Origin of the sequence: Maritalea myrionectae DSM 19524 (assembly GCF_000423365.1) — a bacterium.
In the GTDB taxonomy this organism is placed as follows: Bacteria; Pseudomonadota; Alphaproteobacteria; order Rhizobiales; family Devosiaceae; genus Maritalea; species Maritalea myrionectae.
Map to the genome: position 1 here is coordinate 1123846 of NZ_AUHV01000002.1, position 12548 is coordinate 1136393.

Genomic DNA, 12548 nt, shown 5'->3' on the forward strand with positions numbered 1-12548 from the left:
CCTCACATTGCCTGATTGTTCATTTTTGATTTTGTCCAGAAATAGTGGCCAAGCCCGCCCAGCACTGAAACCACAAGCCCGATCATCCAAACAGTTGCTGCCATCACCAAAAACACCATGATGGGTTGAGCAAACATTTCGCGTTGCGCCATGGCCTCTTCCACCATGCGCTCATATTCCGGACCTTCTTGCACCGGCAGTGTGCTCAAATAATACTCGAAATAGGCGTCCATAAAGCCGGGATTGATCATAAAGGTATAGATCACGTCACATATGGCGAAGATTGTGCCGGCGATCACGGCGATACCCACACCAAATATAATGCGCTGCCACAGGCTTTGCTTATCGGCCCGCTCATTAAACTGTTTGTGCATGGCGAAAAGAATGATGGCCAGAGCGGCGATCATCCCCACATAGCCTGTGACTTCCGCTATGCCCATATTTTGCGCTTGATTGCCGGCCACCACAAAATATGAGCCGAACATAAATATGGTCATGACCGCGCCAACAATGACGCCCCATTTAAAGATTGTTTGCATTTCTTCCCCCAAAAGCGTTTTTGCGGGATTTATCTTGACCGATCAGGGTGCACTTGTCCTCCCCCAAAAGGAGGAAGCGGGACATTATTCAATCAAACCAAGGGCGCGCGCCTCGCTGGCCGCCTCTGTGCGATTGGCCACATCCAGCTTTGAAAAAATGTTCTTCACATGGGTTTTGATGGTGGATGGCGCCACCTTCAGCTGCGCAGCGATCTGCTTGTTGGTGTAGCCATGCACCAGAAAAATCAACACGTCGGTCTCGCGTTCTGTGAGACCAATTTCGGCGATACGCCGCGCGTCGCGCACTGGAACCGATGGGCGCAACATGCCGAGTTTGGGCCGCGCCCAGAGCCAAACGCCGACACCACCGAGCACCAGAAAGATCAAAGCAATTAGGGTTGGATAAAGCCCGCCTGGCCAAAAATAGGCGTAAGAATTGCGCCGCAAAAATTCCAGCAAGATCAGAAACAGCGCCAGCAAACCGCCATATCTGAATATCGCTCCACTCATCACGCCAACCTCATTTGCTTCCGAAGCTTTTTAGCTTTGCCTAACTTATGACACACAGACTTTACTGCTGCTGGAATAAATTCCCTTACATTCCGCAAAGGTTTTGTTAACCTAGGGTTATATTTATAGCAGTTTTTTGAGAATTTTCTCGATGCCCTCTCCATTTCTAGAACGCCACATTTCTGGCTATAAAAACGCTTTCAATGATTATTTGCGCTATGGCACGCCGATTGAGCGTAGCCTTAAAACGAAGGCGCAGCGCCACACCGGCTATTATATCTGGACGACGCGGCAGGATCAAAAAGTCCGCCCCTCACATGCAGCCAATCACGGCAAAATTTTTGCATGGGATAACCCGCCACCCACAGGCCATCCCGGCGAGGATTTTGGTTGCCGCTGCCGCGCGGTGCCCTATGTGCCCAGCAGTGCCGAACAGTTTGAGATTAAGTTGCATGATGTTTCTGACAATGGACGCGCCTGGAGCGACATTGATTATGTACTGCATTATTTCTATGGCAAAGGCCGAGCGATTAGACTGCGCAATACGGGCAATCTCGTCAAAGTGGTGCGGGAATATCGCAGAGAAGCCATTGATGACCCCGCAAGACTGCCTGGTCAAATTGCTGATGAAGCGCGGAAATTCAAAGCGTGGGAAAGGGAGGGCGTTGCGTTTTCCTATCCATTTGGTTCGACTTACCCGATGAAGGATGTCGTTTTCTCTTTGGGCACGACCACGATACGCGGCAAATTCAACGGCCGCTGCCAAAGGATTGGTGACAAACTGCAAATTGAAGGCAAAATTAATTTTGAGTTGTGGGACGAGTTTCTAGACCCACTTAATATCGGTGCCTACCTCAGAGACAACAATATTGATCCGCATTCTGATGAAATCATTATGCATGATGCATTGGAGAAGCTGCGGCGGCGTCTGCGCCTCCATTTGCCCAAGATAGATGGCGATATTTTGTGGCATCGTCTCAGACGGAAAGATTTGCGGGAGATACCCGGCAGCAAGTTTTACGCAATCACGGACAATTGGCGCGGCACCGTCATCGCAAGGGTAAATGTCGATGGGACAGCAAGCAGATTCAAGAAATAGCGATTCACCAGAATACTATGATGCGATTGGCTGTCTGATCTTGGCTGTGCTGCTTGCAGCAGTGCTGGGGCTTTGGATCCTTTACACCAACATTGCCGAGCGCTTTTTCTGTGTTGAAATGCCCAACGGGTTACTGATCGGACGGGCAACTGTCTTTTCAAAAATGCATGCTGGGGGTGGTTCTGATGCGGACATCGCAATCAAATATCCGGATGGGCGTATTTTGCGGCGTGGCGATGGCACCATCAGTTTTTATGATTTTGAGTCAATGGCCGGGAGTTATCCTAGTGACGATGAAAGCAAATTTAATCGCTTTATCTACATCAAGGATGTGGGCCTGTTTATTGAATCTGAACAACCCGATCAGTTCCGCCATTACTGGGAAACGAAGAAAAAGGAAATTTTCAGCGAACCAAGCAGCAACTTGCCTGACTCATTTGGCGGCAACCTTCACTACACCTATTTAATGCTGGATAAAAACCGTGAATATCAGCGCGCGCGGTGTCCCACCGCCTGGTTTTTGCCAGAAAAATAAAGGCTCCCGAAGGAGCCTTTTGCATTCTTGATAAAGGTCTTTTATTTTGTCGCTGTCGGCGCCAGGATCATAATCATCTGGCGGCCTTCGGTTTTCGGCTTGGCTTCAACTTTGGAGATCTCTTGCACGCGCTCGCGCACTTGATTCAAAAGTTGCAGGCCGAGTTCTTGGTGCGCCATTTCACGTCCGCGGAAACGCATCGTGACCTTCACTTTGTCACCACCTTCCAAGAACTTCACAACATTGCGCATCTTAACCTCAAAGTCGTGCGTGTCCGTATTCGGTCGCATCTTGATTTCTTTGACGTCGATGACTTTTTGCTTTTTGCGCGCTTCGGCAGCTTTTTTCTGTGCTTGGTATTTATATTTACCCAAGTCCAGAATCTTACAAACTGGCGGCTTCGCATTTGGCGAAATTTCAACAAGATCCAAACCGGCATCTTGTGCCATAGTCATGGCTTCGCGTGTATTCACCACGCCGCGGTTTTCCCCTTCAGCATCGATAAGCTGAACTTCAGGTACATTGATTTCGCGGTTAGAGCGTGGCCCGTCTTTTTGGGGTTGTACAGGTCTTTGTGGACGACGAATGGTGTCAATTCCTTCTTTAGACAAAAGATATTAGTTGTGACGCATAAAATCTGGTCAAATGGCCTCAAAGTCAACACCTTGAGCCAAAGATTCGACACTCGAGGCGAAAATAGTACCTAATGAGTAAAAAGAAAAGCAAATGCAAAAGCCAACCCATTGGATTGAACACCAAAATCAACATTCCACACACAAATTGGCGGTGCTCCATCAGGGCGACCAAACACCGGGTTTGTTTTGGCTTGGCGGCTTTATGTCCAATATGTGCGGTGGAAAAGCAATTGCCATGGCTGCTTTGGCCCAAGAATTGGGGTTGGCCAGCACCCGCTTTGACTATGCGGCACATGGTCAATCCTCCGGCGACTTCCGAGATCAGACCATTTCCAGTTGGCTTGCGGATGCCGTTGCCGTTTATCAACGGTTCGCAGATGGGCCGCAAATTCTTGTCGGCTCTTCGATGGGTGCGTGGATTGCGTTGCTGCTGAACCGATATTTGCTTGAACATGGCCACCCCCCTGCCAAGGCATTGGTGCTGATTGCGCCAGGGGTCGATTTCACCAAACGATTATTGCCGCAGCGATTTGCCCCTGAAGATTTTGCCAAGCTTGACCGCGACGGTGAATTGCGGCGCGAAAGTCGATATGGCGACGGTCCATATATTTACACCAAGAAGCTGGTGGAAGATGGCAACGCCAACAGCCTGTTAGATGCCCCACTGAAAACAGGCGCGCCGGTGCATATTATTCATGGTGGCGAAGATCCGGATGTCCCTCTAAGCCACGCGCAAGAAATCTACCGCCACTTTTTGCATGATGATGCGCGATTTACGCTGGTGCCCGATGGCGACCATCGGCTAAGTCGCCCAGAGGACCTAGCCCTATTGCAAAGCATTATCCGCTCATTTGCGTCAGAATAGATTCCAGCCCCTCGCGGTAGGTGGGGAATTTAAGGGTGACGCCCAAATCCTTTTTCAAACGCGCATTGCCACAGCGTTTATTGTCGCCATAAAATGACCGCGCCATGGGCGTCATATCCGCTGTTTCGAACGGTTCTTCAGGTGGCAAAGGCAAATTGGCCAGTTGCGCTGCATATTCGATCACGGTTTGCGGTGGGGCCGGCTCATGGTCGGCACCATTGAAAACGCCTGTGGCCCGCTTTTGTGCCGCCGCACAAACAATTTGCGCGATGTCCACCACATGAATGCGGTTAAACACCTGCCCCGGTTTGATGATGCGGCGCGACTTGCCATTGCGTAATTTTTCAAATGTTGAACGTCCGGGGCCATATATGCCCGCCAGACGGAAAATCGCGAAATCGACGCGCGCTTTTTTGCAGGCCGCAGCCCAGGCGGCTTCGGCATCCACGCGCCATTTACCGCGTTTGGAGACAGGCGTGGGCGGCGTGTCTTCCGAAATCCATGCACCGTCAAAATCGCCATAAACACCAACGGTTGAAAGATAGCCCACCCATTGCAGCCTTGGGCAAGTCGATTTCAAATCACCCAGACCCGGCAACACCGGATCGCCTGCCTCGGAAGGGCTGGCTGAAATCACCAAATGTGTTGCCTCGCGCAAATGCGCCGCAACATCGGAGTTGATCTCACCATCAAACAGCTCAACGGCAAAGCCCTTCTCCGCCAGCTTCTCTTGCTTTTCAGCCGAGCGCGTGGTGCCCACCACGTCACCGGGGAAGGCCCTGGCGATATGTTGAGCCGAATATCCAAGGCCAAAGATAAACATTTTCATGGTGCGGTCCGGTCCCATTCTGCACAAACATCGTGATCGTTTTCTGATGGATAATGGGCTTGGCGCAGTTGGTCAAACGCTTCACTGTCGTAATGTTGATCAATCGCCCACACGGCCGCCGCACGCACTAGCGGACTTTCGTCGCTTAAATGCGGTTTGATGGCGGCGACAATGTCATTTTTGTGTGGCGCATTGCCCAAAGCGATCAACACATTGCGGATAAAGGCGTCGCGCCCCAGCCGTTTGATGGGTGATCCTTTGAAAAAGGCGCGGAAATCGCCATCGTCAAATTTGGCCAGCTCCACCAAAGGTGGCGCGCGCAAATCGTCGCGGCTGCGCAATTTTTCATCGAGCGCCACGGACGCAAACTTGTTCCATGGGCACACGGCCAAGCAATCATCGCAGCCATAAATGCGGTTGCCGATGGGCTTGCGAAATTCAACCGGAATGATGCCCTTATATTCATTGGTCAGATAGGCGATGCAACGCCGCGCATCCAGTTGATAGGGCGCGGGGAAGGCGTTTGTGGGACAGACATCCAAGCAGCGGCGGCAATTGCCACAACGGTCTGTGCCCGCCGCATCTGGCGCAAATTCCATATCCGTGAGAATCGTGCCGAGAAACAACCAGCAGCCATGGTCGCGGCTGACCAAAACCGTGTGCTTGCCCTGCCAACCGATGCCAGCCTGTTCGCCCAGCGGCTTTTCCATCAGCGGTGCCGTATCGACAAACACTTTGACCTCGCAGTTGCCCTGCCGCGCCAACAGGCCAGCGATCTCTTTCAGCTTGCCTTTGATGATGTCGTGATAATCGCGGTGACGGGCGTAAACGGAGATCAGTCCGTTTTCTGTGTCGTCCAATTGGTCGAGCGGGTTTTGATCCGGCCCATAATTATACCCCAGCACGAGGGCAGATTTGGCCTCGGGCCACATATGTTGTGGGCTTGTCCGGCGGTCCAGCGTGTCTTTGAGCCAGTGCATGTCCCCGTGAAAGTCACGCGCCAGCGCTTCATTCAGTCGTTCGGGCGCTTCAGGATGCCCGTTGGCCTGCGCGACACCAAAGCTGACAAACCCCAGATCGTGGGCGCGTGCCTCAATTGTTTGACGCAGTTTTTCAGCCGATTGGGTCACGGGTTAAAAGTCGAGGTCAGCATATGTCGAGGAGGCGGGCATGCCCAGCACCCGATCGGCCAACAAAGTTCTAAAGGCAGGACGAGACTTCAGGCGTTGATACCATTCTTTGACCTCCTGAACATCGTCCCAAGGCATTTCGGAAAGATAATCAAGGGTTGAGATTTGTGCAGCAAAGGCAAAATCAGCCAAGGTCAATTCTTCGCCCGCCAACCATTTGCGCGTGGACAATAAATAATCGAAATAGGCCAAATGCTCTGCGCGGTTAATCCGCGCCACCCGCAACACATTTGTGTCGGGGGTTTGGCCCTTCATATCGTTTTTGACGAATTTCTCTTCAACAATATAGCGCGACACATCATCTGAGAATTTGAACAATGCCCAATCAAGCAAGCGTCGTGTCTCCGCCCGATCAACCACGTTATGAGGCAGGAGCGGCAGGCCGGTCTCCGTGTTTTCCTCGATAAACATCATCACGGCAGAAACACCAACGATGGCCAATTTTCCCTCTGCCTGCAAAACAGGTGTTTCAGCAGCGGGATTGATGGCCAAAAACTCTTCTTCGCGCCGCCAGGGCTTCACCTCTTTGAGTTCCACATCAAAGCCATATTCAGCGCACATTAAGCGGATGAGCCTCGAATAGGGGTCCAAAACATAATGCAGCAATGTTGGTGCAGACACGAATTACCTCTTTGTTTAGCGCATAGCCAAATTTGCGCCGATTTTATGCGATTGGCCAATGAAATGAAATGCGTTAAGGCAAGATAAGGACATCAAGCTTAATTTGTTCCCCAAAAAGCATCGCTGAGGAGATTTCATGAACCCCGATCAAGGCATTTTTGTGCCCCTCATCTTGGGCATTGTTGAAGGATTGACGGAATTTTTGCCTGTCTCCTCCACTGCGCATATCCTGTTACTGGGCGAATGGCTCGGTTTTGAAAATCCGGGCCGCACATTTGAAGTCTTGATTCAGCTTGGTGCAATCCTGGCCATCATCACCATCTATTTTGGCAAATTACTGCAATTGGTGCGCGACTTTTTCAAGGGTGAAAAATATGCGCTGCGATTCGCGGCGGGCGTGTTGCTGGCATCTGTGCCTGCGGCCTTGGCTGGGGTGCTGTTGCACGGCTATATCAAGTCCGTGCTTTACAACGCCCCCTTGATCATTTGCACCATGTTGATCACTGGTGGCATCATTTTGATCATTGTCGATCGGCTGAAGCTGGAGCCGAAATATGATGATATTTATCATTATCCGCTCAAACTTTGTTTTGGAATTGGCATTTTTCAGATGCTGGCGCTGGTGCCCGGCGTTTCCCGGTCTGGCGCGACCATTGTGGGGTCCATGTTGATGGGCACGGACAAGCGCTCTGCGGCGGAATTCACCTTTTTTATCGCCCTGCCGATCATGACTGGGGCCTTCGGCTACGATCTTTATAAAAATATTGATGTGATCACGCTGGATGCCGGTTTGAACATTGCCGTCGGCTTTGCCGCAGCCTTTGTGGTGGGGGCGATTGTGGTGCGCTATTTGCTCGATTTTGTATCGAAGTTCGGCTTTTCCATCTTTGGATGGTGGCGCATTATTGTTGGTATTTTGGGACTGATCTTTGTCGTTCAGTTTTAATCGAAGGTGAAAAAGGCGGCTAAGCCGCCTTATTCGTTTTAGTGAATTTTCGTCGAGATATAGCTGTCGCGCTTTTTCAAAAAACTACGCAACTGGTCCGGATATTGTGGGGCCACAGCATTCATCACTGATGGACGCTCTGTTAGGGCCGTGCGCCAAGCACGCACCTTGGGCAGATCGACAAAAAAACCAAAATCCTCGATCTCATCAAACACGTCAAAATAGCGGAAGATCGGGCCGAACGAGGCATCGACGACGCTGAACTTTTCGCCCGCGAAAAATGGACCATCACCCAAAACAGGTTCCAGTCGGGCAAACTTGTCCTTGATCTTGGCGATTTGCTGATCGAAGCCTGCTTTGTCTTTTGCGCTATAAAGCCCAGCAATGTCGCCAAGGATCGACGAGCCAAACTCCACCCACGCGCGGTGTTGCGCCCGCTCCAGCGCATCTGCCGGGTGCAGTGGATTTTTCTGAGTATCTTCCAAATATTCAACAATCACCGCTGATTCAAAAATCGCTGCATCATCGGCGATCAATAGCGGCGTTTTGCCCAAAGGTGATTTCTTCACGAACCAATCCGGCTTGTCGCCCAGATCGATATATTCTTTTTCAAATGGCACCTGCTTTTCGCTGAGCGCAATGATGGCGCGTTGCACATAGGGGCACAAATAATGACTGACCAGCTTCAAAGACATGGCGTCTCCTTTCGAATTTAAATGCAAATGCATATAAATCGAAACTAACGTCTTTGTCAATATTGATGCATTTGCATATAAATGCTAGATGTTGGGCATGAGCATAGATAATGAGACCACCCAAGCGTGGCAAAGCCTGCATATCACCAGCCGCGCATTGATTGAGCAGGTGGAAGCCGCCTTCAAGAAAGCGGATCTCCCCAGCCTCAGCTGGTATGATGCATTGTGGGAAATTGAAAAAGCAGGGGAAGAAGGCATTCGCCCCAATGCACTGATCCCGCAATTGCTGTTGCCGCAATATCAAACCTCGCGCCTTTTGGATCGGCTGGTGAACGCGGATTTGATTGACCGGGTCGTATGCGATGAGGATCGACGCGGCTGCCGCGCGGTCATCACGCCAAAGGGCAAAGACATGCGCGCGCGCATGTGGATCATTTATGAAAAATGTTTGGATGAATTCATGCAAAAAAAATTGGGCAAGGATGAACGTGCCACCCTTGCCCAATTGCTCAATAAATTGCGGTAAAGCCTAGTCGCGCTGCAATGGCTCTGTGCGCCGATCGAACTGACCATGCTTCATAAAGCGCCACACATAAGTTGGCATGATCGCCGCCATGGTCTTTGGCTCTATGCCGAATGCCTTCAATGTGCGCTTTTGCTTTTTCGCTTCTTCGCTCACCACATTGTCATGCTGTAGCAATTTCACCTGATCCACAGTTAGCATTGGATTTGGCAAAATCTGCATCACCCAGCCGATGGCTTTGGCAATTGGTGTTGGAATCGGCAGCAGCAAATTTTTGCGCTCGATTTCGCGCAACAGACGCTGCAAAAGCTCTTTCATGGTTTCAACAGTCGGGCCGCCAATCTCATAGATTTTGCCGCCCTTCACGCCACCTTCTGCCGCCACGTCAAACGCGTCAGCCACGTCACCCACATAGATGGGTTGCATCTTGGTGTTGCCGCCCACCAATGGCAGCACAGGTGATAAGCGCGCCAGAGCGCCAAACATATTGAAGAACCCGTCTTCCGAACCAAAAATAATCGATGGACGAATGATAATCGCTTGGGGGAAGGCTTTCAGCACTGCTTGTTCGCCCAGTGCTTTGGACCGGGCATAATCGCTTTCGCTTTCCGCATCCGCACCCAAGGCAGACATATGCACCAATTGGGAGGCCCCTGCGGCTTTAGCCGCTTCAGCCACATTCTTTGCTCCATTGGTTTGCACAGCTTGGAACTTCTGCTTACCGCTTTCAAACAGAATGCCTGTCAAATTGATCACGATGTCCGCACCAGCAACCGCACGCTCAACCGACGGCATGTCGCGTACATTGGCCTGCACCGGGTGAATTTGCCCTACGGCGCCCAAAGGTCGTACATCACCGGCTAGATCTGGACGGCGCACCGCGACGCGGATGCGATAGCCTTTTTTTGCCAAATGCTGAACCAATTGCCGCCCAACAAAACCTGAGCCGCCGAAAATCGTGACCAATTTTGGTGCGTGTTTGCCCATTTCTTCAAAACCTCGGTGCTGGCGCCTGCTTTTTGCGGCGCAATATCGATCTTGACCCCTTCATTAACCCGCGTATGGCCGATTGTCGAGACCGAATGGCACCCGGATTCAAAGGAAAAATTATATAAGGGCAACAAGGCAATTGACAAATCTACAAGCGCCTTTTAGTTCTCATCGCTGTCGTGCCCTGGTGGCGGAATTGGTAGACGCGCTAGCTTCAGGTGCTAGTTTCTGTATGGAAGTGGAAGTTCGAGTCTTCTCCAGGGCACCAATTTCTCAAAGTAACCCATTGATATCCTTCGGTTTTCGCAATGAAACGCAGCGGAGGGTAGACCAAATGGTAGACCATAATGGTTCATTTATTTTCCAAAAACGTGGCGTATTTTACTTCTCTCGTCGCGTCCCAAACGATCTTCTCGACAACTATCAAAAACCTCGAATTGTCTTCTCGCTAAAGACCAGATCAGCACAGACTGCGAAGGCTCGTGCGATGATCTTTGCGACCAAACTTGATGACGATTGGAAGTCTATGCGCTGGCGGGATACCAGCAACCCATTGTCACGCTTCTTGCGGCCTCAGGCCAAGCCAGCAAATGACCTACACCCTACCCCGAAGGCTCCAATGGTCTCCGAAGCAAAATCGGTGTACCTCAAGCATAAAGCCGAGGGACGCCCTAAGACATTTACTCAAGCGGTTGATCGCGCTGTTGATGCACTGGTGTCTTATCTGGGAGACCGCGAGGTCAATAGCTTAACCAGATTGGAAATCAATCAGTTCCGGGATCATCTGATTTCAAAGGGTCTAAGCATATCCAGCGTAAAGCGCTACTTCACCACATTAAAGGCTGTCTTCAATTTCGCTTCCCGTGAATTAGATTTTGAGGAGCCACGCGTGTTCTCTCAGGTTTACTATGGCGAGGACACCGGACCTCAGAAGAAACGCGCGGTATTTCTTCCTGACGAGTTAGCCAAGATACAACGAGAATGCCGCATAAAAGACGACGAACAGCGTTGGTTGATCGCTTTACTGAGTGATACCGGTATGAGATTGAGTGAGGCTCTTGGTATTACGAAAGAAGATATAGCCCTGTCCGCGAAGCAGCCTTATATTGACCTTAAGCCTCACCCCTGGAGACGTCTTAAAACGACCGCAAGCGCTCGCAAAGTCCCATTGGGCGGTCATGCACTATGGGCTGCAAAACGGGCCTGTGAGGCTTCCGAAAACGCATTTCTGTTCCCGAAATATTGCGATGAGACAACGTGTCGTGCAAACTCTGCCAGTGGTGCATTGAACAAATGGATATCACCTAGAGTTTCTAACGGTGCAGTTGTTCACTCATTGCGACACACTTTTAGGGATAGATTGCGAGCCGTTGAGTGTCCAAAGGACATCATTGACCGCATTGGCGGCTGGAGCATTGGCGGCGTTGGCGAAAGCTACGGTGAAGGCCACCCAATTTCTGTGCTTTCGAAGTGGGTTTGCAAGGCTGTGGGAGATTAAAGAGGGCCTTTGGTCTACCCTCCGCTGCGTTTCATTGCGAAAACCGAAGGATATCAATGGGTTACTTTGAGAAATTGGTGCCCTGGAGAAGTTAGTTTCTCATCACAGGCATCTCAAAATAACTGATATCCAACGATTTCAATAAGTTAGCTAAGACGCAGTTCGATGTAAAGGGGCATTTTTGGTCTACCATTTGGTCTACCCTAAAGGCCCCTTGATTAATCGCTGGGGACCCTCGAGATTGTCGCGCGGTATAGGATGGATTTCTCAGGGTACCTCACCCCCACCGGGGGAAGATACAAAAGCTAATCAATACGATTGGGGCTTCAGATTTTTTCTGATTTCCCTTTGTGTGTTCTCCCACATTTTTTGACAGGTCTGGCATCTTCTCCGTATCCTCCAGGTGGCTCTCAGAGACTCCCTCAGCTGCTTTCTTAGCGTGTGTGCGGCAACGGGGGTACCGAACAAGCTGAATGGACTCTCTAAGGCCATTTATTTGTCTCGTGGAGCCAATGTACAAAATGCCGAGAACCCTCAAGGCAGACATAAGGAACTAATCGGCCATAGAGGCCTTGCCAGAGCCGCCTCGGGATGCCTCTGAGACAGACACTAAACCCAGGAGGATCGCCCTTCTTGAGTCCTCAGCGAGCCTCTAAATACCATTCAGCTCAAACAACTTGCGTTTAGCTGCGACACGCCAGCAACCCATACAGATGAAGTGTCCTCTTTAAGGTGCCCGGAGAACTTAAAGCCCTCCCAGAACACCTAGAAGCAACACAACAAGACATTAAGATAGAGAGACACAGTGATAAACCTAAGAGTACACCAGTACATTGATTAAATCTTCAATTAGGAACTGTCACATACCCATAGATATCCTAGAGAGGTCTACAACTAAGACATCTCATAAGACTGGATTTGTCCTAAGCTAGATTTACTACAAGTGATCGAGTGAGACCCCTTAGGGTATCATCATGCCTCTCATGTCGCATCATGATCTCATAAAGGTGGGCCTTCGTCTTCCTATAGAATCTCTAAGGGGAAACCCCACCTTTTTATGTCTGACTCCTAAG

14 protein-coding genes, 1 tRNA gene and 1 pseudogene are annotated in these 12548 nt (G+C 50.5%); 8 read left to right on the forward strand and 8 right to left on the reverse strand.

Annotated elements, in window-relative coordinates:
* Nucleotides 1-2: 2 nt before the first annotated feature.
* The gene (locus tag G549_RS0105760) at nt 3-539 is read right to left on the reverse strand and encodes a DUF4199 domain-containing protein (protein WP_027834231.1); all 537 of its coding nucleotides are present in this window, start codon (nt 537-539) and stop codon (nt 3-5) included.
* Between the two features lie 84 nt (nt 540-623).
* Nucleotides 624-1049, reverse strand: a complete 426-nt coding sequence (locus tag G549_RS19195; RefSeq protein WP_051213426.1) for a response regulator transcription factor — start codon at nt 1047-1049, stop codon at nt 624-626.
* Between the two features lie 151 nt (nt 1050-1200).
* Between G549_RS19195 and G549_RS22145 the strand changes: the two are divergent.
* The 3 genes and pseudogenes from G549_RS22145 to G549_RS0105775 form a co-directional block, all read left to right on the forward strand.
* Nucleotides 1201-1452, forward strand: a pseudogene (locus G549_RS22145) (phage minor head protein); the annotation flags it as partial.
* 12 nt (nt 1453-1464) lie between these two features.
* On the forward strand, nt 1465-2148 hold the full coding sequence (locus G549_RS0105770) for a hypothetical protein (protein ID WP_246778338.1): 684 nt from the start codon (nt 1465-1467) through the stop codon (nt 2146-2148).
* Nucleotides 2120-2683: a hypothetical protein gene (locus G549_RS0105775; protein ID WP_027834233.1), complete on the forward strand. Its 564-nt coding sequence runs from the start codon at nt 2120-2122 to the stop codon at nt 2681-2683. The genes G549_RS0105770 and G549_RS0105775 overlap by 29 nt, the downstream gene beginning before the upstream one ends.
* A 41-nt stretch (nt 2684-2724) precedes the next feature.
* On the opposite strand, the gene infC is transcribed toward G549_RS0105775, so the two are convergent.
* Entirely contained in the window at nt 2725-3270 is a 546-nt protein-coding gene (gene infC / locus G549_RS0105780) for a translation initiation factor IF-3 (RefSeq protein WP_036221454.1), read from the reverse strand.
* Nucleotides 3271-3409: 139 nt separating this feature from the next.
* Between infC and G549_RS0105785 the strand changes: the two genes are divergently transcribed.
* A complete protein-coding gene (locus G549_RS0105785; RefSeq protein WP_051213428.1) occupies nt 3410-4183 on the forward strand; it encodes an alpha/beta hydrolase in 774 nt (257 codons plus the stop codon).
* On the opposite strand, the gene G549_RS0105790 is transcribed toward G549_RS0105785, so the two are convergent.
* The 3 genes from G549_RS0105790 to G549_RS0105800 are packed head-to-tail and all read right to left on the reverse strand — an operon-like array spanning nt 4158 to nt 6823.
* Nucleotides 4158-5012, reverse strand: coding sequence for an SDR family oxidoreductase (locus G549_RS0105790; RefSeq protein ID WP_027834236.1), 855 nt, complete (start codon nt 5010-5012; stop codon nt 4158-4160). The genes G549_RS0105785 and G549_RS0105790 overlap by 26 nt on opposite strands.
* Complete coding sequence (gene queG, locus G549_RS0105795; RefSeq protein ID WP_027834237.1) at nt 5009-6142, reverse strand: tRNA epoxyqueuosine(34) reductase QueG; 1134 nt, start codon at nt 6140-6142, stop codon at nt 5009-5011. The genes G549_RS0105790 and queG overlap by 4 nt, the downstream gene beginning before the upstream one ends.
* A gap of 3 nt (nt 6143-6145) precedes the next feature.
* Nucleotides 6146-6823, reverse strand: coding sequence for a glutathione S-transferase family protein (locus tag G549_RS0105800; RefSeq protein ID WP_245985770.1), 678 nt, complete (start codon nt 6821-6823; stop codon nt 6146-6148).
* 136 nt (nt 6824-6959) lie between these two features.
* Between G549_RS0105800 and G549_RS0105805 the strand changes: the two genes are divergently transcribed.
* Nucleotides 6960-7769 carry an undecaprenyl-diphosphate phosphatase gene (locus tag G549_RS0105805; protein WP_036221043.1) on the forward strand — a complete coding sequence of 270 codons (810 nt, stop codon included), beginning with the start codon at nt 6960-6962 and terminating at the stop codon, nt 7767-7769.
* Nucleotides 7770-7807: 38 nt separating this feature from the next.
* On the opposite strand, the gene G549_RS0105810 is transcribed toward G549_RS0105805, so the two are convergent.
* Nucleotides 7808-8464: a glutathione S-transferase family protein gene (locus G549_RS0105810; protein WP_027834240.1), complete on the reverse strand. Its 657-nt coding sequence runs from the start codon at nt 8462-8464 to the stop codon at nt 7808-7810.
* Between the two features lie 97 nt (nt 8465-8561).
* On the opposite strand from G549_RS0105810, the gene G549_RS0105815 reads away from it, so the two are divergent.
* The gene (locus tag G549_RS0105815; protein WP_036221460.1) at nt 8562-8990 is read left to right on the forward strand and encodes a MarR family winged helix-turn-helix transcriptional regulator; all 429 of its coding nucleotides are present in this window, start codon (nt 8562-8564) and stop codon (nt 8988-8990) included.
* A gap of 3 nt (nt 8991-8993) precedes the next feature.
* Here the strand turns inward: G549_RS0105815 and G549_RS0105820 are convergent, their stop codons facing one another.
* Entirely contained in the window at nt 8994-9974 is a 981-nt protein-coding gene (locus G549_RS0105820) for a complex I NDUFA9 subunit family protein (protein ID WP_027834242.1), read from the reverse strand.
* A gap of 184 nt (nt 9975-10158) precedes the next feature.
* Between G549_RS0105820 and G549_RS0105830 the strand changes: the two genes are divergently transcribed.
* Both G549_RS0105830 and G549_RS0105835 read left to right on the forward strand, forming a co-directional pair.
* Nucleotides 10159-10245, forward strand: a tRNA-Leu gene (locus G549_RS0105830).
* A gap of 66 nt (nt 10246-10311) precedes the next feature.
* Nucleotides 10312-11475: a DUF6538 domain-containing protein gene (locus tag G549_RS0105835; RefSeq protein ID WP_027834243.1), complete on the forward strand. Its 1164-nt coding sequence runs from the start codon at nt 10312-10314 to the stop codon at nt 11473-11475.
* Nucleotides 11476-12548 lie beyond the last annotated feature (1073 nt).